This is a genomic window from Variovorax boronicumulans (genome assembly GCF_040544675.1).
Lineage (GTDB): Bacteria > Pseudomonadota > Gammaproteobacteria > Burkholderiales > Burkholderiaceae_C > Variovorax > Variovorax boronicumulans_D.
Window position 1 is genome coordinate 507,542 of sequence record NZ_JBEPKK010000002.1, and the last position, 18,564, is coordinate 526,105.

Below are 18,564 nucleotides of genomic sequence, written 5' to 3' on the forward strand. Positions count from 1 at the left end.
GGAGCGCCCATGGGCAACCGACTTTCACAGATCGCCACCCGCACCGGCGACGACGGCACCACCGGCCTCGGCGACAACACCCGCGTGCCCAAGGACCATCTGCGCGTGCATGCGATGGGTGACGTGGACGAACTCAACTCGCAGATCGGCGTGCTGCTGTGCGAGCCCATGCCCGAGGCGGTGCGCGAGCTGCTGGTCGACGTGCAGCACCAGCTCTTCAACCTGGGCGGCGAACTGTCGATGCCGGGTTTCACGCTGCTCAAGCCCGAGGCGCTGCTGCAGCTGGACAACGCACTGGCCGATCACAACGCCGCCTTGCCGCGCTTGGCCGAGTTCATCCTGCCGGCCGGCACGCGCGCGGCCTCGCTCGCGCATGTGTGCCGCACCGTGGCGCGGCGGGCCGAGCGCGCGGTGGTGGCCCTCGGCGCGACGGCGGAACTCAACGACGCCCTGCGCCAGTACCTCAACCGGCTCAGCGACCTGCTGTTCGTGCTTGCGCGCGTGCTCAACCGCATGGACGGCGGGGACGACGTGTACTGGAAGAGCGAGCGCATGGCGCGTGCGGCGGCACAAGCCGATGCCGACGCCAACGACGACGAAGGAAGCCCGTCATGAAGAAGATGCACATCCACACGTTGGCACTCGCGGCAGCGTGCCTCCTGCTGCCCACCGCCGCCGTCCACGCGCAGAGCGCAGACAACCCGCCCAAGGCACAGCCCGCCCACACGCTCAAGGCGCCGCCGCAGGGCAGCAAGGTCGTGAGCGGCGTGCAGCGCGGCACCAATGCAGCGGGCCGGGGCATCGACCGCGCGGACAACGCCACGCGGCGCGGTGTCAACAACGTCTCGGCCCGCGCGAGCCGGCCAGTGCGCAACGTGGGCGAGGCCTTCGGTCGCAAGCTCGCGCCGGGCTCCAGCGGGCGTGCCGCACCGCCTCCTGTGGGGCCGCAAGGTAGCGCGCCCTGAGGCTTGCTTTGCTCAGGGTGGCGGCTTGCCACCTCTGCTTCAGCGCCAGCCCGCGGCCTTGAACTGGTCGGCGAGCTGCTGCGCGACCTGGGCATAGCCCTGCGCATTGGCATGGATGCGGTCCGAGCGCAGCGATGCATCCGACAGCACGCTCGAATACACATTGGCCACCAGCAGCGCCTGCCCCGACTTCGCCACCTCTTCATAGAACGGCGCATCGCTCAGCGAACCGACGACCGCGCGCATCGCGTCGGGCGCGGGCGTGGCCAGCAGCGCGACATACGGCGTGTGTTCGCGCGCCTGGCTCACAAGGGCTGCGACGTTGTCGCGCGTGGCCGCCGGCGACACGCCGCGCAGCATGTCGTTGCCGCCGATGCCGATCAGGATCGCGTCATAGCTGCCCGCGCCCAGCAGTGACGGCAGGCGCTCCAGCGCACCGGCCGATGTGTCGCCGTTGACGCCCGCGTTCTCGATCTGCCAGCCGGTCAGCTCAGCCAGTTTCGCGGGCCAGGAAGCGTCGGGCGGCGCGCCGTAGCCGAAGGTGAGGCTGTCGCCCAGCGCCAGCACGCGGGCATCGGATTTCAGCGCGGCGGTGGATGCCTTGCGCTTGCCGCAGGCTGCGAGGGCGGCAGCAGCCGGCACGCTGCAGATCAGTTGGAGGAGGTGTCGTCGGTTCATGGGCGCGCAGCTTAAACGCGGGCGGCGTGCACGCCGGCATTGACCCCTTGTCGGCTCGGAGGACTGTGGCCCTAATTCACGGGCGCGCGGCTGACGGACAACGCGCCGCCCGGATACCGGTGCTTACCTGATTTCACCTGACCGCGACCTGAAGTGCCCGGGCTAGACACATGCGCGGCACACAATGGACTCGTCATCAACGCAAGAAGGAGTTCCAGATGATCATCAATTCGAAGAGCATGGCCGTCGCTGCTGCGGCGCTCGCGATGTGCATGAGCGCGGGAAGCGCCTTCGCGCAGCACAACACCGGACGCCCGGGCAATCCGATCTACGAGCAGGGCGCTCGTGGCGGCCCCGCGCGTGGCGGCCCCGTCGTCGCGCCACCTCGCGGCGGCCGTGACCACGGCGCTCGAGGCGACAACGGACACCGTGGCGGTCGCGACGTCAACCGTGGCTACCGCGGCAACCAGGACTTCCGCGATGGCCGCCATGTCGACCGCCGCGGCTTCCCGCAGCCGCGCACCGAATGGCGCCGTGGCGGCCGGGTCCCGGCCGAGTACCGTGGGCGCAACTATGTGGTGAACGACTACCGCGCCTACCGCCTGCAGCAGCCCCCGCGCGGCTACCAATGGGTGGGTGTGGGCGGAGACTACGTGCTCGCAGCCATTGCCACGGGCCTGATCGCGCAGATCATCGCGGGCCAGTAAGCCCGCAGTCGCCTTGGCGACAACGCAAAGCCGCCGCAGGTCACTGCGGCGGCTTTGTTTTTGGGATAAGGGCTTTCTAGACCAGCGCCGTGGGCGCCGACTGGGCGCACACATTGCGCCCGGTGATGGTGAGCCGCAGGCCGCCACCGTGCCACTCGAGCCAGTTGAGGCCGACATACGCGTCGATGTCGCTGTCGTCGATGCGGTCGGCCTGGCGGCTCTGCAGGAGCTCCACCGTGGCGGGCAGTGCCCGTTTCAACCGCTCCCGCTGTTGCGCTGCATTGGCCGCCTTGAGGGCGGCCCTGGTTTGCTGTTGCTGCTGCTGCGGGGTCGATGCCATTGCTGTTCCGTTCCGGAAGCCAAGGAATTAACCCGAATGTACGCCGGCTGTGTGAAGCCGCATGCTTCTTTTTGATCTTTCGCCTACCGGCAGTACATCCAGCGCAACAGTCCTAGATTTCGTAGTGCGAGGCCTTGGCATCGTCTCCCAGAGCGGTTTCGACGATGGCGCGAGTCAGCGTCGGTGCAAACGATTCGATGAAGGCATACACGTACTTGCGCAGGTAGTTGCCGCGCCGCACCGCGAGCTTGGTGAGGTTGATGCCGAACAGGCGCCCCGCATCGACGGCGCGCAATTGCGTGTCGCGCTCCGCTTCGTAGGCCACGCCGGCCACGATGCCGACGCCCAGGCCCAGATGCACATAGGTCTTGATCACGTCGGCATCCATGGCGGCGAGCACGATGTTGGGCTGAAGCCCGCGCTGCGCGAAGGCTTCGTCGATGCGCGAGCGGCCGGTAAAGCCCGTGTCGTAGGTGATCAGCGGATAGCGGGTGAGCGCCTCCAGCGACAGCGGCGCGTCCAGCAGCGGATGGCCCGGCGGCACGATCACCGAATGCGTCCAGCGGTAGCAGGGCAGGGCGACCAGCTGCGGGTAGTCGCCCAACGCCTCGGTGGCGATGCCCACGTCGGCCTCGCCGTCGATCAGCATCTGCGCGATCTGCTTGGGCGAGCCTTGATGCAGGCGCAGTTTCACGTGCGGAAACTGCACCCGGAATTCCTGCACCGCCACCGGCATCGCATAGCGCGCCTGCGAGTGCGTGGCCGCGATCGACAAGAGCCCGCTCTGCTGCGCGACGAACTCCTGCCCGGCCTGCCGCAGGTTGCTGCTCTCCATCAGCATGCGCTCGATGATCGGCAGCACATGTCCACCCGGCTCGGTGAGTCCGGTCAGCCGCTTGCCGGCGCGCACGAAGAGCTCGATGCCCAGTTCTTCCTCGAGTTCGCGGATCTGCCGGCTCACGCCGGGCTGGGAGGTGTGAAGGGTGTGTGCAACTTCGGTCAGGTTGAAGCCGCAACGAACGGCCTCGCGAACCGAGCGCAGTTGTTGGAAGTTCATCTGGCGCCGAGGTGTCATCCGGACCCTGAAGTGGGCCCGACCGGCGATTCTCCGCAGAAGCGCTGATGCAGGGAACGATGCGTTTGTTGGTTCCACATGAGCAAAACATCTGTGAGACCTCGCGATGCCCAAGCATTTGCAATTTCGCACGACTGTGCTAAAGTTTGCCGCATGGACGCCAAGACACAGAAAAGCGAGCTCACCCGCACCGCCATCGTCGGCGCGGCGATGGACCTTGCCCTGGTCGAAGGCCTGGACGCCATCACGCTGCAGGCCGTGGCGAGCCGGCTGGGGCTCTCCAAGAGCGGCGTGTTCTCGCGGGTGGGCTCGCGCGAGGCGCTGCAGAAGGCGGTCATCGAGGAATACGGCCGCGGCTTCCTGGCCGACGTGTTCGTGCCCGCCATGCAGAAGCCCAAGGGCCTTGCCCGCCTGAACGACATCGTCGCCCGCTGGATCGCCCGCACCCGCGACGTCGAGGTGCAGAACGGCTGCCTCTACGTGGCCGGTGCCTTCGAGTTCGACGATCGCGAAGGCGAGCTGCGGCAGGTGCTCCTGGACGAAATCACCCGCTGGCGCGCCGCGTTGCGCCGCACTGTGCTCCAGGCCGTGGAAACCGGCGAGCTCAAGCCCGACACCGAGCCCGCCCAACTCGTCAGCGAGGTCAGCGGGATCATGATGAACCAGCTGCACGACGCGCGCTTCCTGCGCGACCCGCACGCCGCCGACCGGGCCGCGCAGACCTGGCAGCGCCTTCTTTCAAGCTACCTCGCCTGAGCCGTGAAACACGGCTGATTCCTCTCGTCCTTGTTTGTCAAAATTTCGCACACGCGTGCGATAAATAGGAGAAGCACCATGCTGATCATTGCCCTGTGCCTTGCCGTCTATGCCGTCGCCATCGGCGTCGAAGCCACCCGCGACACACTGCGCGGCCTGCCCCGCAGCAACCAGGACTGGGTCTGGTACTGAGCCGCCAGGAGCCCCCGCACATGACGAGCACCCCCGCCCCCACGAACTACTACGGCGCCAGCCGGCTGATGCGCGCGATGCGCTTCGGCCTCGGTGCATCGCAGCGCCTCTGGCCCGCGCTGGGCGTGCGCGCGGCGTACCGCGTGTTCGGCACGCCGCTGCCGCCCAAGTGGCTGTACCGCGGCCAGCACCCCGGTGCCGACTGGCGCCACGAGGCGTGGTCCTTCGAGGACGCGAGCGTCGGCATCTACCACCTGGCGGCGCAGGACTCGGGCGCCGAATCCGCGCCGCTCGTGCTGCTGGTGCACGGCTGGGGCGGGCATGCGGGCCAGCTGCTGCCGCTTGCGCAGGCGTTGGCCGCGGCGGGCCTGCGCCCGGTGCTGCTGGAACTGCCTGCGCACGGCCGCAGCGAAGGCACGGCCACCAACGGCGCGCAATTTGCGCGCGCCATCGATTACGTCACTGCTCGCCTCGCTGCAGACGGCCGTGCGTTGCGCGCGGTGGTCGCGCACTCGCTGGGCGCCAATGCGCTGGCGTATGCCGCGGGGCGCGGCTTGCCGGCCGAGCGCATCGTGCTGCTCGCACCACCCGCTTCGCCGCGCGAATACACGCGCTACTTCGCGCATGCCTTCGGCCTCAGTGAGCAGACACGCGCCGCGATGCAGCGGATGTTCGAGGCGCGCGAAGGCGTGCTGATGCCGCAGTTCGAGCCCGCGCTGGCCGGCCCGCGCATCGCGCAGCCGACGCTGATCGTGCATGACCGCGACGACCGCGTGAATCGCTTCGCCGATGCCGAGGCTTACCGCGATGCGATTGCCGGCGCCCGGCTCTTTCCGACGCAGGGCTGGGGCCACCGCCGCATCCTCAAGGAGCAGGCCGTGCTCGCGCAAATCACGCAGTTCCTGATGCAGCCGCCGGCGGTCATGTGAGCGTGAGAGGGCGCCTCTAAACTGGGCGCCACCCGTGGCCTTCGCCATGGACGACACACGCACCGACCACACATGGGCAATCGTTCCTGGCTCTATCTCGAACACAGTCTTTCCAACACCGGCGATGGCGCTGACAGCGAAGAGGCATCGGCCAACGAAATCGCCGAAGCCAACAACAACTTTCCCGTGCTTTGGCAGCTCCTGCTGACCGACGGGGCAGCCAGCGACGCCATCGACGACCAGCGCGTCTTTGGCGACGCTGAAACCGAGAACCTTGCCAGCGACGCGCATGCCGCGCTCGCGCGCATCCGGCAGCTGCAGGCCTTTGTGGAACGGCATCCGATGCTGCACACGCTGCCGCAGATCGCGCTGCAGTTCGAGGCGCTGGCGCTGCACCTGGCCGAGCTGATCGACGAGACGCCGGACGATAGCGCGCCGCGCTTTTCCGCCAACCTGGACGAGCTGTCCTGGCTGGGCAACGATGCGGACGGCGAGGGCTTCATCGAACGCAGCCGCCGCGAGTGCAACGCGCGATGGGCCGAGGTGCGGCGCTGCATCGACAGCGGAAACCACCCCGGCGTGGACGCGGCGCTCGGCATCCAGCGCTTCGCGGACTGGGAGGCCTGGGCCTGGCAGTTCGGCTTCGGCGGCCTCTCGCATCCTTATTTCGACGGCTACGAGGTGCCGCGCGACGAGCGCTTTGCCGATTTCGAGCCGGAAGACGACCACAACGAAGACGATGATGAACGCCCCGACTGGGACGACCATCTGGGCGGCGAACTCTGGCGTTTCGAGGCCGACGGCCGCTGGGGCGTGATGCGCATCGCGCACGACGACGACGAAAGCAGCAGCCATCGCACCACCGTGGTCGAGCCTGCATGGGACGACATCCGCTGCGCCGGCGCGAGCGATCCGCGCCTGCTCTGGATCTCGCAGGGTGAACGCTCCGGCCTGCTGCTCGCCGACGCCGAGGCGCCGCGCGTGCTGCTCGATCCGCAGCTCGACGAGGTCTGGGCCTTCGAGGACGACATCGCCACGGCCCTGGTCGGCGACCACATCGGCCTGCTCCGCACCGACGGCAGCTGGCTGCTGGCGCCCTCGGTCGACGAGGTCTGGAGCTTTGTCGAAGGCCGGGTGCGCGCCCGCGTGGGCGAGCGCATCGGGTACATCGACCCGCAGGGTCAATGGGCCATTGCGCCGCGGTTCGAAGAGGCCGAAGACTTCACGCCCTTCGGCCTCGCTCCCGTGCGCGGCGACGAGGGCGGCTGGGGGCTGGTGCGCGCCGGCGGCGACTGGGCCGTGCCGCCGGGATTCGAAAGCCTTCAGTGGCGCCACGACTGGGAGGCCTTCGAAGCGACGCGCGACGGCAAGGCCGGGCTCCTCGATGCGCAGGGCCGCGTCGTGATCGAGCCGGTGTACGCGCAGGTCGACCTGCTCGAGGAATATCCCATCGAGCACCTGACGACCGAGGACAACGACCCGGCGAACGAGCGCGGCGCCCAGGCCCGGCCGAAGCGCTTTGCCGTGGAACGCGCAGACGGCCTGTGCGGCCTGATCGATGGGCAGGGCCGAGTGCTCGTGCCCTTCGACTACGGCCGCTTCGAAACCCTGGAGCCGCTGACCGGCCGGGAGCGCGCCCACGCCATGGTCCGGCGCGACCTGGTGCGCGTGGCGTCCAAGGGCGGGCGCACGGCGAAGAACGCGCCGTGGCTGCGCGGCATCTACGACGTGGCGGCCGGCCGCGAGCTGGTGCCCTGCCGGCACCGCACGCTCCTGCCGCTGGCTTGGGGCACGCAGGACATCGGCTGGCTGGTCGCCGATCCGGCGCCGCGCGGTGCGAAGGTCGAGAAGGGGCAACTCGCCGTGGGCGTCCTGCGCGCCGACGGCACGGTGCTGCACCCGCAGGCCTATCCGTGGATCTCCGCTGCGGCGTCGGTCGCCGACAGCTGGCTTGCCGCGGTGGTCTGCTCGGCGTTGTGCAAGTGCTGGAGCGCCGGCGAGCCGGTGAAGGCTGTGCGCAACGACACCGGCCTGTACGTCTGGCTGCATGCCGACGGCCGCGAGCAGGCGCACGCCGAGCACATGGCCGCGCGCAATGCCGCCGGCAACCTGCAGGCCGCCTACGAGCTGGCCAGCCATCTGCGCGACGGCGAGGGCATCGAGGCCGACCCGCGCGAAGCCCTGCGCTGGATGGCGCGCGCCGCCGGCGTGCGCGAGCCCGGCGACGCCCCCGCGACCGCGTCACCCGACGGCCTGCCCGCAGCGATGTGCGAACTCTCGAAGATGCTGCGCTGGGACACCGCGGGCCTCGGCGCCGACGCCCCTCTGGGGCGCGCGTGGCTGCTGCACGCCATCGCCCATGGCGGCGGGGACGACGCCGCCGCGCAGGCCCAGCTCGGCTACATGCTGTGCGAAGGCGAGGGTGGCGCGCGCGACCTGGAAGCCGGCATGCGGCACTACGAACTGGCCGCCGAGCAGAACAACACGATGGCGCTCTACAACCTCGGTCTGGCGCACAAGCTCGGCGAACCCGGGGAGCCCGACCTGGCGCGCGCGATCGGCTACTTTCGCCGTGGCCACGAGGCCGGCGACACCAGCGCCACGATGCAGCTCGGCCGCACGCTGTGCCAGCACGCAGGGGCGCTGGCCGAACAGGGCCATGGAGAAGCGGAGGTCAACGTCCTGTATGCCGAAGCCCTCTACGCGCTGCAGAAGGTGGCGGAAGACAGCACCCAGCGCCAGCAGGGCTGGGCCTGTCACGAACTGGGCTGGATGCGCTTTCAGGGCCAGGGCGCACCGGAAGACGCGGCGGCCGCGGAGCGCTGGCTGCTCACCGGCGCCGCGCTCGACGACTGCGAAGAAAACCTGGAGAGCCAGCGCGCCTGCATCGAGGTTCTGGCGCATACCTTCTACGGTGACCCCGACAGTCCGCTCTTCGACGAGGACAAGGCCCGCGCGTGGACGCAACGCCTGCTGGCGCTGCCCGCTGCCGCGCCGGACGCAACGGCGTGAACGCCGCCGGTGTGCCGTCGCTTCTTTCCTACCGGACAGGCGTCGGGTCGGGCAGCTCGATCTTGATGTCGAGCACTTCGAGGTTGTCCTGGGTTTCCAGGTGCACCTTGATGTCGTCGGGGTTGATCGACACGTACTTGGAAATCACCGCCACCAGCTCGCGCTGGAGTTCGGGCAGATAGTCGGGGCGCTTCTTGCCGCTGAGGCTGGAGCGCTCGTGCGCGAGGATGATCTGCAGGCGTTCTTTGGCGACGCTTGCAGTCTTCTTCTTCTCGCCGAGCAGGAACGAGAGAAACGACATGCCTACTTGCCTCCGAAGATCCGCTTGAAGAAGCCCGGCTTCTCGGCATCGACGAAGCGCATCGGCTTGTCTTCGCCCAGAAAGCGCGCCACCACGTCGGTGTAGGCCTGGGCCACGTCGGTGTCCTTGTCGTGGATCGCGGGCACGCCCTGGTTGGAGGCATGCAGCACGCTTTCGGACTCGGGGATCACGCCGATGAGCTTGATGCGCAGGATGTCCTGGATGTCTTCCAGCGAGAGCATCTGGCCGCCCGCCACCCGGTTAGGGTTGTAGCGGGTGATGAGCAGATGCTCCTTGATCGGCTCGCCGCCGTCCTTGGCGCGCTTGGTCTTGCTGCTGAGCATGCCCAGGATGCGGTCCGAGTCGCGCACCGAGGAGACTTCGGGGTTGGTCACCACCAGCGCCTCGTCGGCGAAGTACATCGCCATCATCGCGCCGGTCTCGATGCCGGCCGGCGAGTCGCAGATGATGTAGTCGAACTCCATCGCGGCCAGGTCGGTCAGGATCTTCTCGACGCCCTCTTGCGTGAGCGCTTCCTTGTCGCGGGTCTGCGAGGCGGCCAGCACGAACAGGTTGTCGCACTGCTTGTCCTTGATGAGCGCCTGGCTCAGGTTGGCCTCGCCCTGGATGACGTTGATCAGGTCATACACCACGCGGCGTTCGCAGCCCATGATCAGGTCGAGGTTGCGCAGGCCCACGTCGAAGTCGATCACGGCCGTTTTCTTGCCCGCAAGCGCGAGGCCCGATGCGAAGCTGGCGCTCGTGGTCGTCTTGCCGACGCCACCCTTGCCTGAGGTCACCACCACAATTTTGGCCATGGCCATTCCTTCTTGTTTCGATTCTGTTGTTGGTTTCAGAGCGCCGCGTCCGTCAGGGGATCGCGTCGATCACTAGCTTTTTGCCGTCGAGCCGCACCTGGGCGGACTTTCCGAGCACCGCATCCGGCAGCGGCACCTCGTTGGTGCGGTAGATGCCGGCGATGGCCACGAGCTGCGCTTCCATGCAGGTCGAGAAGATCCGCGCTTCGGTGTTGCCGCGCGCGCCTGCAATCGCCTTGCCGCGCAGCGGCGCGTACACATGCACGTTGCCGTCGGCGATGACCTCGGCACCAAAGCTCACCACCGCCGTCACCACCACGTCGCCGCCGCGAGCGTAGACCTGCTGGCCCGAGCGCAGCGGCTTGTCGATCAGCAGGGTGCCGTTGGCCGGCACCGGCACTTCGCGCACGATCTGCGGGGCTTGCGTCGCGGCCGGGGCCTCGGCCGGCGGGGCTGGCGGCCGGGGCGCGGGGGCCGAAGGCATGGCCGCCAACGAGAGGCCGGCGGCGCGCGCCGCGGCATTCTGCGAGGCATTGCCGCCGCGCACCGCGATCGGCTGGGTCTGGTGGCGCGCCAGGAGGCTGCGCAGGGCCGCGAAGTCCAGGTCGGGGGTGGCTTCGCCGTCCTCGTCCTGCTCGGGCAGCTGCGACAGGTCGATCACCACCGGCTCCTGCTCGAAAAAATCGGGCGAGTCGGCCAACTGGGCGTCGAGCGCCTCGGTCAGCACGTCCAGGTTGGACGTCTTCAGGATCACTGCAATCAGCGGCAGCGTGGCGCTCTTGAATTCGAAAACCGCCTTGGTGCGCGCGGCGGAGACATCGGCCATTGGAAAACGTCGGTGCGAAAAGCGTTGAAGTCTAACGGGCGTGGGCTTCGGGCCGGTCACCGGGCCCCGCTTGAGCCGCTCCAGACAACACTTCTTGCACCAGGTTTCACTTTTCAAAGGCTCAGGCGTTGCGCGATCTGCCCAGCAGTGCGTAGAGGATGATCGCGCCGAACGTCGCGGTCCCGATGCCGCCCAGCGCGAAGTCGCCGAACTTCAGCGTGAAGTCGCCGGTGCCGATGATCAGCGTGATCGCAGCCACGATCAGGTTCTTGTTCTGCGAGAAATCGACCTTGTTGTCGACCCAGATCTTGGCGCCCGCCACGGCGATCAGCCCGAACACCACGATGCTCACGCCGCCCATCACCGGCAGCGGAATCGCCTGGATCAGCGCGCCGAACTTGGGGCTGAAGCCCAGCACCAGCGCAATGACGGCCGCCACCACGAACACCGCCGTCGAGTAGATGCGCGTGGCCGCCATCACGCCGATGTTCTCGGCATAGGTGGTCACGCCCGTGCCGCCCGCCGCGCCGCTCACCACCGTGGCGATGCCGTCGCCGATGAAGGCGCGGCCCATGTAGGGATCGAGGTTGCGGCCGGTCATGGCCGTCACCGCCTTCAGGTGGCCGAGGTTTTCCGCCACCAGGATGATCGCCACGGGCGCGATCAGCAGCATCGCGTTGGCGGTGAACACCGGCGTGGTGAAGCTCGGCAGGCCGAACCAGGCCGCATTGGCGATGCCGCTCAGGTCCACCGGCTTGCCCATGCCCAGAAGGTTCGTGAGCACCGCGTAGACGATGGTGGCCAGGATCAGCCCCACCAGGATCAAAAGCCGCTGCAGCATGCCGCGCGCGAACACCGCCACCAGGCCCACGCAGAGAAAGGTCACGGCCTGCATCCACGCATCGAAGTTGCCGGCCGCCATGTTCTTGATCGGCACGTTGGCCAGGTTCAGCCCGATCACCGCCACCACCGAGCCGGTGACCACCGGCGGCATGAAGCGCTCGATCCAGCCCGTGCCGATGGCCTGCACCAGCGCCCCGATCAGGATGTAGACCACCCCGCAGGCCACGATGCCGCCCAGCGCCACCGCGATGTTGGCGTTGGGCCCCTTGCCCGCATAGCCGCTGGCCGCGATCACCACGCCGATGAACGCGAAGCTCGACCCCAGGTAGCTGGGCACCTTGCCGCCGGTGACGAAGTAGAAGATGAGCGTGCCGATGCCGCTCATCAGGATCGCGATGTTGGGGCTGAAGCCCATGAGGATCGGCGCCAGCACCGTGGCGCCGAACATCGCGATCACGTGCTGGATGCCCATCGCGCCGGTCTGCAGCCAGGGCAGGCGCTCGTCGGGGCCGATGACGGCGCCGTTGGCCAGCGCGGACGCGGGCCTTTCTGTCCAGGTGAACATTTCTTCGTCTCCTCTTGTGGGTTGTGGCGGCGCGCCCCGGCGCACGCTGGGGCGTGATTGTGGTCGATGAACCGCCCCGGGGCCTCAGCGCGGCTGCAGCACCGCCATCGTGATCCGCGACACGCAGGTCAGCTCGCCCGCTTCGTTCGTCATCTCGATCTGCCACACCTGGGTGCTGCGCCCCCGGTGCACTGGCCGCGCGGTGCCGATGACCCAGCCGCCGGTGACCGAGCGGATGTGGTTCGCGTTGATGTCCAGCCCCACGGCGCGGTCGCCTTCGGGGGCCGAGTAGTGCGCGCCGCAGGAGCCCAGCGTCTCGGCCAGCACCACCGACACGCCGCCGTGCAGGATGCCGTAGGGCTGGCGGGTGCGTTCGTCGACCGGCACGCGGGCGCGGATGAAGTCGTCGCCCACCTCCAGGAACTCCATGCCCAGCGTGGACACGGCCGTGCCGACGTGGTTGCGGGTCAGTTCTTCAACCGAGATGTCTTTCTTCCAGATACGCATTCGTTTGTCTCCGGTACAGGGGGTGCGGGAAACTATAGCGACGGCGGCTGACAACCGCAGTCGCCTTTGCGTGCTAACTTGGGCCGATGAAGCATCCCGTTCGACGTTGGCTCCTCGGCATTGCCGCAGCCCTGCTGCTGGGCGCCGGCGCGCTGGTGCTGTTGGTGAGCGCGCGCCTGCCCAGCGACGACGAAGTGGCCGCGCGGATCTCCGAGACCTTCGAGAAGCGCTTCGGCGTCGGCCTGAAGGTCGGCAACGCCGACTGGTCGCTGCTGCCGACGCCCATGCTCGTGCTCTCCGACATCGCGACCGACCAGCCGCGCCCCATCACCCTGCGCCGCGTGAAGGTGCAGCTGCAACTCGCGCCGCTGTTGCGCCGCGTGGTCGCCGTCGACGCGCTCGAGGTCGACAGCCTGGTGCTGCCGCGCGAGTCGGTGAGCGCCTTCCGCGGCAAGGGCCCCAAGCCGCATGAAGGCGCCAACGTCGTCGCGTTGCCCGCACCCTGGACGCTGGCGCCCGTGCCGCTGGAACAGGTGCGCTGGCGCGACGTGGTCTGGATCGACCGGCGCGACATCGCGCTCGCCTACGACGGCGAGATCGCCTTCGACACCGGCTGGCGCCCGCGCCAGGCCCGCATCGAGCGTGCCGGCCTTGCGCCCGGGTTGCCCCCCGCGCGCCTGCGCCTGGACCGCGAAGCCGGGCAAGACAGCTGGCGCACCCTCATCGACGTGGGCGGCGGCACGTGGAACGGCGTCACCCGCTTCGAGATGCCCGCCGAAGGCAAGCTTCGGTTCTCGGCCGAACTGGAGCCGCGCGAGGTCGATATCCAGCAACTGGTGCAGTCCTTCGGCCGCAACGCGTCGGTGGCCGGCAAGGTCTCGGGCCGTTCCATGCTCGTGGCCGAGACCGAGGAGGTGGGCGCACTCATGAACAGCCTGCGCACCCGCACCACCTTCACCGTCAGGCCCGCCACGCTCACCAAGCTGGACATCGCCAAGGCCGTGAGCACCGCCGGCCTCAGCCGCGGCGGCACCACGCCACTGGACGAGCTCTCGGGCACCCTGGACACCCAGGGCACCAAGGACGGCGTCGTGATGCGCTACACCAACCTCAAGGCGCGCTCGGGCGTGCTCACCGCCAGCGGCAACCTGCGGCTCTTCAACCGCGCGATGGACGGCGACATTGCGGTGGACATCGTCGACGGCGTGGTCGGCGTGCCGCTGAAGATCGGCGGCACCGTGAGCGATCCCGTGGTGTCGCTCACCGGCGGCGCGCTGGCGGGCGCGGCCGTCGGCAGCGCGGTGCTGCCGGGCGTGGGCACCGCCATCGGCGCGCGCATCGGGCAGCAGGTGGAAAAGATCTTCGGCGGCGGCGAGCCCGAGAAAAAACCGGCACCCAAGCCCTCCGCACCGCAGCGCTGAGGGCGCGCGTCAGATGGAGTCGGGCTCCGCTTCACCCGCGGGTTCGACGAGGGCAACGGTCTCGGCTTCGTGCCCCCGCGGCACCGGCCGCTCGCCGATCTGCTGGCGCCACATCGCGTAGTACAACCCCTTTCCTTCGACGAGCGCCGCATGCGTGCCGCTCTCCACGATGCGCCCCTTCTCCAGCACATGGATGGTGCCCGCATGCATGATCGTCGAGAGCCGGTGCGCGATGAGGATGGTGATCTGCGTGCTGCGCGCCGAGATCTCGCGCACCGTGGCGGTGATCTGCTCTTCGGTCAGCGAGTCCAGCGCCGAGGTGGCCTCGTCGAAGATCAGCAAGCGCGGCTCCCGCACCAGTGCCCGCGCGATCGACAGCCGCTGCTTCTCGCCGCCCGACAGCTTCATTCCGCGCTCGCCGATGGCCGTGTCCAGCCCCTCGGGCGACTGCTCGGCGAGGTAAGCGCACGAGGCCTGGCGCATGGCGGCGAGGATCTCTTCATCGGTGGCTTCTGGCTTCACCAGCTGCAGGTTCTCGCGGATCGTGCCCGCGAACAGGTGCGTTTCCTGCGTCACGAAGCCGATCTGCCGGCGTGCCTGGTTGTAGCGCAGGTCGCGCGTGGAAATGTCGTTGTAGAACACCTCGCCGCTCGCAGGCGTGTACAGCCCCACCAGCAGTTTCACCAGCGTGGACTTGCCCGAACCCGAGGGGCCGACGAAAGCAACGGTGTCGCCCAGGCCCGCCTCGAAAGACACCTCGTCCAGCGCGTTGTCCGCCGCGCCTTTGTGGCGAAAGCTCACGTCCGCAAAGCGCAGGTGCGTGACCGGCCCGATGTCGATCGGCGACTCCGGCCGCCGCTCGATGGGCTTCTGCATCAGCGCCTCGAAGTTCAGCAGCGATGCCTCGGCCTCGCGGTACGCCACGATGATGTTGCCCAGCTCCTGCAGCGGCGCGAAGATCGCGACCGAGATGAACTGCATCGCGATCAGCTCGCCCGTGGTCAGCACGTCGCGAAAGATCAGCCACAGCAGCGCGAACAGCACCGCCAGCTTCAAGAGGCTCAGCGTGGTGCCCTGCAGAAACGACAGCAGCCGGATGCGCTTCACCTTCTGCATCTCCAGCGCAAAGATGCGCGTGGTCTGCGCCTGCAGCCGCCGTATCTCGGGGAAGGTCAGCCCCAGGCTCTTGATGAGCTCGATGTTGCGCAGCGACTCGGTGATGAAGCCGGAGTTGCGGTTGGTCTCGCGCGTGATCGAGCGCTGCTGGCTCTTGATCTCGCGGCTCAGCAAACCGGTGAGCCCGCCCAGCACCAGCACGCCGATCAGGAAGACCGGCACCAGCAGCCAGTGCTTGGTCACCGCGTACCAGACCAGGAAGCCGATGCCCACGATGGCCGCGAACGCGGTGTTGATGAAGGCGTTGATGAAGCGCTCGCTGTCCGCGCGCACCTTCTGCAGCATCGAGAGTGTTTCGCCGCTGCGCAGGTCCTCGAACTCGGGAAACTTCAGGCGCAGCACCTGCCGCAGGCCGTCGTTGAAGATCTGCGTGCCGAATTTCTGCACCACCAGCCGCGTCACGTATTCCTGCATCGCCTTGGCCAGGCGCGACGCAATGGCCACAGCCACGGCGAGCGCCAGCAGGCGCAGCACGCCGGAGACCAGCTCTTCTTCTGTCTTGCCGCCGCGGTGGATGGCGTACTGGTCGATGATCTTGCCGAAGATGATCGGGTCGACCAGCGCCAGCACCTGGCTGATGCCAGCCAGCAGCAGGGCGAGCAGTGCGAGGCGCGCATGGGGGCGCAGGTAGGTCCAGAGGATGTGCATGGCGCCAGTATGCGGCGCTAATCTTCAGCTTGGATTCGACACAGGTTTCACGCGGGTTGCGCTTCAATGTCGGCGCGATGGCCGGTCCGCGCTTCGCACGCGCTTCATCCCTTGAAGTTGCCGTGCCGCCCCGCGCCGCCGGCAAAGCGCGCGGCGCCGGCTTCGCCTTCGGCAAAGACGATGGGCACGCCCTGCATGCCTTCGCGCCGCAGTGCGTCGGCCAGCGGCAGGTCCCACTGTTCGTAGGCGGAGCGGCGGTCGGCCAGCGTGCATTGCTGCGGAAACGCGGCGATCTGCAAGGCCAGTTCCTGCGCCGCGGCCAGCGCCCCGCCCGGCGGCGTCACGCGGTTGACCAGGCCCATCGCCAGCGCCTCGGTCGCGGAGACGGGCCGTCCGGTGAGGATCATGTCCAGCGCCCGCCCCATGCCCACGAGGCGCGGCAGTCGCACCGTGCCGCCGTCGATCAGCGGCACGCCCCAGCGGCGGCAGAACACGCCGAACACCGCGTCGTCGTCGGCCACGCGCAGGTCCGCGAGCAGCGCGAGTTCGAGGCCGCCCGCCACCGCATAGCCGTTCACAGCCGCGATCAAAGGCTTGGACAACGCCATGCGCGTCGGTCCCATCGGCCCGCTGCCGCCGCCTTCGGGGTCGAGTTCGTTGCGCTCGTCCGGGTTGCCGACTGCGCCCAGGTCGGCGCCGGCGCAGAAGTGTCCGCCCGCGCCCGTGAGGATCGCCACGCGCAGCGCGTCGTCGGCCTCGAAGCGCTCGAAGGCCTCGCGCAACTCGGCGGCCACGATGCCGTCGACCGCGTTGCGCTTGTCCGGGCGGTTCAGCGTGATGGTGCAGACCGAGCGGTCTGCAGTGATGGTCACGTGGTGCAGGGTCATGGCGCGGATTCCTTTCGCGGCCAAGTTACAGGGTTCGGCCGGCGCTGGCAATCGCTGCCCTGACCGAGCCGCCCCGATCAAGCGCGCAGGCGCAGCACCTGCAAGTCGTCGTCGGCGCCGTCATGCAGCCGCGCCACATCGGCCGCGCGGCGCGTGAGCACCGCGCGCTGGTTGATGTAGCCCTTGTCGGTGATCTCGCCCGCGTCCAGGCTGGGCGGCTCGGCCAGCACCAGCGCGCGGGCCGGGCATTGGGAGGAGCCCGCGCCTTCGTCGCGCAGCGCGCGCAGCACGCCGGCGATGCGCTCGGCGAGGGCTTCGGGCGCAAGCGCCGCGGCTTGCGGGCCGGGAAACACGAGCATGCCGATCTCGTCGCGGTCGTGGCCGGTGAGCACCACGTCCTGCACATGCGGCGCGAGCATCGACACCAGCTTGACGCGCAGCGTGCCCACCGACACCCAGGTGCCGGTCGAGAGCTTGAAGTCTTCGGCCACGCGGCCGTTGAAGATCACGCCGCGCGCCGGCTGTGTCGCATCGGCAAGAAAGCCGGCATCGCCGATGCGGTAGTAGCCTTCTTCATCGAACGCCTCCGCCGTTTCGCGCGGTGCATCGCGGTAGCCCGGGAACACCGAGACGCCCTTGACCCGCATCTCCAGCTTCTGGCCGTTGGGCACGAACTTGAGTTCGAGCCCCGGCAGCGGCGCGCCGATGCAGCCGGCACCGTCGAGTTGCCAGTGCGCGGAGGTGATGGCGGGCGAGGTTTCCGTCGCGCCCCAGGAGGTGGTGAGCCACAGCGGGCGCGTGGGCCGCACGCGCCGGGCCACCGCCTCCAGCCGTTGCCATGTCGATGGCGCGAGCGCCGCTGCCGCATAGAAGGCCAGCCGCAGCCGCGAGAACACCTCCGTCGCCAGCGCGTCGTCAGCCTCGAGAAAGGGCAGCAGCATGTCGAAACCGCGCGGCACGTTGAACAGCAGCGTGGGCTTGACCTCGCGCAGGTTGCGCACCGTCTTGTCGATCAGGCCGGGCGCGGGCCGGCCCTCGTCGATGTAGAGCGCGCCGCCATGGCACAGCACCATGTGCAGGTTGTGGTTCGCGCCGAAGGTGTGGCTCCACGGGAGCCAGTCGACCAGCACCGGCTTCTCGTGCGCGAGAAAGCGCCAGGTCTGCGCCATCATCTGCTGGTTGGCGCAGAGCATGCGGTGCGTGTTGATCACCACCTTGGGCTTGCCGGTGGAGCCGGAGGTCAGCAGGTACTTGGCGTGGGTGTCGGGGAGGATGGTGGCGAAAGCTTCCATCACCGCCGGCGTTTCCCTGGCCGCAAGCAATCGGTCGAAGGCCATCGCATCCGGATGCACGTCGGCATTGCGGCTGAACACCGTGACGGCCTCGACACCGCAGCCCGCCAGCGCGCCGCCGTACACCTTGGCGTCCGATGCGTAGATCAGCGAAGGCCCGAGCGCCTTCAGCATGCCGTGCAGCCGCGACGGGTCCTTGGCCATGCGCGAGTACGCGCTCGACAGCGAGCAGGCGGTGCGGCCGATGTGCATCGCCGCGAGCATCAGCACCGCGTGGTCAATCGCGTTGTCCGAGAGGATCACGATGGGCTGGGTCGGCGGCAGCTTCAGGTCGAGCAGGCCCTGCGCCACCGCACCGACAGCATGGCGCAGCGCGCGGTAGTCCAGCTTGCGCCAGCCTTCGCCGCTCTCGTCGCGCTCCGCGAAGGCCAGTGCGTTGGGTGTTTCACGTGCCCAGCGCTCGATCCATTCGCCGATGCAGCGCGCATAGGGCTTCAGCGTCTGCGGCGAGCGCAGCGCGAAGGAGCCGTCGTCGAAGTCGATGCGCACCGTGCGGGGCCGGGCGATCAAGCTTTCGTCATTGAGGAAATCGGTCATATGTGGTCGCTGCCGGCCCGCCCCAAAGC

At 68.6% G+C, this 18,564-nt stretch carries 18 protein-coding genes; 7 read left to right on the forward strand and 11 right to left on the reverse strand.

What is annotated here, in order from left to right; genetic code table 11:
* Nucleotides 1-9 precede the first annotated feature (9 nt).
* Both ABIC90_RS05420 and ABIC90_RS05425 read left to right on the forward strand, forming a co-directional pair.
* Entirely contained in the window at nt 10-615 is a 606-nt protein-coding gene (locus tag ABIC90_RS05420) for a cob(I)yrinic acid a,c-diamide adenosyltransferase (RefSeq protein ID WP_354353033.1), read from the forward strand.
* Nucleotides 612-965: a hypothetical protein gene (locus tag ABIC90_RS05425; protein ID WP_354353034.1), complete on the forward strand. Its 354-nt coding sequence runs from the start codon at nt 612-614 to the stop codon at nt 963-965. The genes ABIC90_RS05420 and ABIC90_RS05425 overlap by 4 nt, the downstream gene beginning before the upstream one ends.
* A 39-nt stretch (nt 966-1,004) precedes the next feature.
* On the opposite strand, the gene ABIC90_RS05430 is transcribed toward ABIC90_RS05425, so the two are convergent.
* A complete protein-coding gene (locus tag ABIC90_RS05430) occupies nt 1,005-1,643 on the reverse strand; it encodes a GDSL-type esterase/lipase family protein (protein WP_354353035.1) in 639 nt (212 codons plus the stop codon).
* 218 nt (nt 1,644-1,861) lie between these two features.
* Here ABIC90_RS05430 and ABIC90_RS05435 point away from each other — a divergent pair, with 218 nt between their 5' ends.
* Nucleotides 1,862-2,350 (forward strand): RcnB family protein, encoded by a 489-nt coding sequence (locus ABIC90_RS05435; RefSeq protein ID WP_354353036.1) that lies wholly within the window; start codon nt 1,862-1,864, stop codon nt 2,348-2,350.
* A 76-nt stretch (nt 2,351-2,426) separates the two neighbouring features.
* Here ABIC90_RS05435 and ABIC90_RS05440 read toward each other — a convergent pair whose 3' ends face one another.
* Both ABIC90_RS05440 and ABIC90_RS05445 read right to left on the reverse strand, forming a co-directional pair.
* Entirely contained in the window at nt 2,427-2,690 is a 264-nt protein-coding gene (locus ABIC90_RS05440; RefSeq protein WP_354353037.1) for a hypothetical protein, read from the reverse strand.
* Between the two features lie 112 nt (nt 2,691-2,802).
* Nucleotides 2,803-3,747, reverse strand: a complete 945-nt coding sequence (locus tag ABIC90_RS05445) for a CysB family HTH-type transcriptional regulator (RefSeq protein WP_354353038.1) — start codon at nt 3,745-3,747, stop codon at nt 2,803-2,805.
* A gap of 171 nt (nt 3,748-3,918) precedes the next feature.
* Between ABIC90_RS05445 and ABIC90_RS05450 the strand changes: the two genes are divergently transcribed.
* From ABIC90_RS05450 to ABIC90_RS05460, 3 genes are all read left to right on the forward strand, one after another.
* Nucleotides 3,919-4,521, forward strand: coding sequence for a TetR/AcrR family transcriptional regulator (locus ABIC90_RS05450; RefSeq protein WP_354353039.1), 603 nt, complete (start codon nt 3,919-3,921; stop codon nt 4,519-4,521).
* A 212-nt stretch (nt 4,522-4,733) separates the two neighbouring features.
* On the forward strand, nt 4,734-5,642 hold the full coding sequence (locus ABIC90_RS05455; RefSeq protein ID WP_354353040.1) for an alpha/beta fold hydrolase: 909 nt from the start codon (nt 4,734-4,736) through the stop codon (nt 5,640-5,642).
* A 72-nt stretch (nt 5,643-5,714) separates the two neighbouring features.
* Nucleotides 5,715-8,654, forward strand: a complete 2,940-nt coding sequence (locus ABIC90_RS05460) for an SEL1-like repeat protein (RefSeq protein WP_354353041.1) — start codon at nt 5,715-5,717, stop codon at nt 8,652-8,654.
* A gap of 28 nt (nt 8,655-8,682) precedes the next feature.
* Here ABIC90_RS05460 and minE read toward each other — a convergent pair whose 3' ends face one another.
* The 5 genes from minE to ABIC90_RS05485 all read right to left on the reverse strand — a co-directional run bounded on the left by minE (nt 8,683) and on the right by ABIC90_RS05485 (nt 12,514).
* A complete protein-coding gene (gene minE / locus ABIC90_RS05465) occupies nt 8,683-8,955 on the reverse strand; it encodes a cell division topological specificity factor MinE (RefSeq protein WP_354353043.1) in 273 nt (90 codons plus the stop codon).
* Nucleotides 8,956-8,957: 2 nt separating this feature from the next.
* Nucleotides 8,958-9,773 carry a septum site-determining protein MinD gene (gene minD, locus ABIC90_RS05470; protein WP_354353044.1) on the reverse strand — a complete coding sequence of 272 codons (816 nt, stop codon included), beginning with the start codon at nt 9,771-9,773 and terminating at the stop codon, nt 8,958-8,960.
* Between the two features lie 52 nt (nt 9,774-9,825).
* Nucleotides 9,826-10,599, reverse strand: coding sequence for a septum site-determining protein MinC (gene minC / locus ABIC90_RS05475; protein ID WP_354353045.1), 774 nt, complete (start codon nt 10,597-10,599; stop codon nt 9,826-9,828).
* Between the two features lie 121 nt (nt 10,600-10,720).
* Entirely contained in the window at nt 10,721-12,007 is a 1,287-nt protein-coding gene (locus ABIC90_RS05480) for a solute carrier family 23 protein (RefSeq protein WP_354353046.1), read from the reverse strand.
* 84 nt (nt 12,008-12,091) lie between these two features.
* Entirely contained in the window at nt 12,092-12,514 is a 423-nt protein-coding gene (locus tag ABIC90_RS05485; protein ID WP_354353047.1) for a hotdog fold thioesterase, read from the reverse strand.
* Between the two features lie 86 nt (nt 12,515-12,600).
* Here ABIC90_RS05485 and ABIC90_RS05490 point away from each other — a divergent pair, with 86 nt between their 5' ends.
* Nucleotides 12,601-13,935 carry a hypothetical protein gene (locus tag ABIC90_RS05490; RefSeq protein ID WP_354353048.1) on the forward strand — a complete coding sequence of 445 codons (1,335 nt, stop codon included), beginning with the start codon at nt 12,601-12,603 and terminating at the stop codon, nt 13,933-13,935.
* Between the two features lie 9 nt (nt 13,936-13,944).
* Here the strand turns inward: ABIC90_RS05490 and ABIC90_RS05495 are convergent, their stop codons facing one another.
* The 3 genes from ABIC90_RS05495 to ABIC90_RS05505 all read right to left on the reverse strand — a co-directional run bounded on the left by ABIC90_RS05495 (nt 13,945) and on the right by ABIC90_RS05505 (nt 18,535).
* On the reverse strand, nt 13,945-15,759 hold the full coding sequence (locus ABIC90_RS05495) for an ABC transporter ATP-binding protein (RefSeq protein ID WP_354353049.1): 1,815 nt from the start codon (nt 15,757-15,759) through the stop codon (nt 13,945-13,947).
* A 104-nt stretch (nt 15,760-15,863) separates the two neighbouring features.
* Nucleotides 15,864-16,646, reverse strand: a complete 783-nt coding sequence (locus ABIC90_RS05500; protein ID WP_354353050.1) for a crotonase/enoyl-CoA hydratase family protein — start codon at nt 16,644-16,646, stop codon at nt 15,864-15,866.
* Between the two features lie 77 nt (nt 16,647-16,723).
* Nucleotides 16,724-18,535 carry a feruloyl-CoA synthase gene (locus ABIC90_RS05505; RefSeq protein WP_354353051.1) on the reverse strand — a complete coding sequence of 604 codons (1,812 nt, stop codon included), beginning with the start codon at nt 18,533-18,535 and terminating at the stop codon, nt 16,724-16,726.
* Nucleotides 18,536-18,564: the final 29 nt, after the last annotated feature.

What these genes read in the sequence shown, in the direction of transcription:
- ABIC90_RS05500 (WP_354353050.1), bottom strand. Translation starts at nt 16,646, where the DNA reads ATGACCCTGCACCACGTGACCATCACTGCAGACCGCTCGGTCTGCACC.
- ABIC90_RS05485 (WP_354353047.1), bottom strand. Translation starts at nt 12,514, where the DNA reads ATGCGTATCTGGAAGAAAGACATCTCGGTTGAAGAACTGACCCGCAAC.
- ABIC90_RS05425 (WP_354353034.1), top strand. Translation starts at nt 612, where the DNA reads ATGAAGAAGATGCACATCCACACGTTGGCACTCGCGGCAGCGTGCCTC.
- ABIC90_RS05455 (WP_354353040.1), top strand. Translation starts at nt 4,734, where the DNA reads ATGACGAGCACCCCCGCCCCCACGAACTACTACGGCGCCAGCCGGCTG.
- minC (WP_354353045.1), bottom strand. Translation starts at nt 10,599, where the DNA reads ATGGCCGATGTCTCCGCCGCGCGCACCAAGGCGGTTTTCGAATTCAAG.
- ABIC90_RS05440 (WP_354353037.1), bottom strand. Translation starts at nt 2,690, where the DNA reads ATGGCATCGACCCCGCAGCAGCAGCAACAGCAAACCAGGGCCGCCCTC.
- minD (WP_354353044.1), bottom strand. Translation starts at nt 9,773, where the DNA reads ATGGCCAAAATTGTGGTGGTGACCTCAGGCAAGGGTGGCGTCGGCAAG.
- ABIC90_RS05460 (WP_354353041.1), top strand. Translation starts at nt 5,715, where the DNA reads ATGGGCAATCGTTCCTGGCTCTATCTCGAACACAGTCTTTCCAACACC.
- ABIC90_RS05435 (WP_354353036.1), top strand. Translation starts at nt 1,862, where the DNA reads ATGATCATCAATTCGAAGAGCATGGCCGTCGCTGCTGCGGCGCTCGCG.
- ABIC90_RS05490 (WP_354353048.1), top strand. Translation starts at nt 12,601, where the DNA reads ATGAAGCATCCCGTTCGACGTTGGCTCCTCGGCATTGCCGCAGCCCTG.
- ABIC90_RS05420 (WP_354353033.1), top strand. Translation starts at nt 10, where the DNA reads ATGGGCAACCGACTTTCACAGATCGCCACCCGCACCGGCGACGACGGC.
- ABIC90_RS05450 (WP_354353039.1), top strand. Translation starts at nt 3,919, where the DNA reads ATGGACGCCAAGACACAGAAAAGCGAGCTCACCCGCACCGCCATCGTC.
- ABIC90_RS05505 (WP_354353051.1), bottom strand. Translation starts at nt 18,535, where the DNA reads ATGACCGATTTCCTCAATGACGAAAGCTTGATCGCCCGGCCCCGCACG.
- minE (WP_354353043.1), bottom strand. Translation starts at nt 8,955, where the DNA reads ATGTCGTTTCTCTCGTTCCTGCTCGGCGAGAAGAAGAAGACTGCAAGC.
- ABIC90_RS05445 (WP_354353038.1), bottom strand. Translation starts at nt 3,747, where the DNA reads ATGAACTTCCAACAACTGCGCTCGGTTCGCGAGGCCGTTCGTTGCGGC.
- ABIC90_RS05480 (WP_354353046.1), bottom strand. Translation starts at nt 12,007, where the DNA reads ATGTTCACCTGGACAGAAAGGCCCGCGTCCGCGCTGGCCAACGGCGCC.
- ABIC90_RS05495 (WP_354353049.1), bottom strand. Translation starts at nt 15,759, where the DNA reads ATGCACATCCTCTGGACCTACCTGCGCCCCCATGCGCGCCTCGCACTG.
- ABIC90_RS05430 (WP_354353035.1), bottom strand. Translation starts at nt 1,643, where the DNA reads ATGAACCGACGACACCTCCTCCAACTGATCTGCAGCGTGCCGGCTGCT.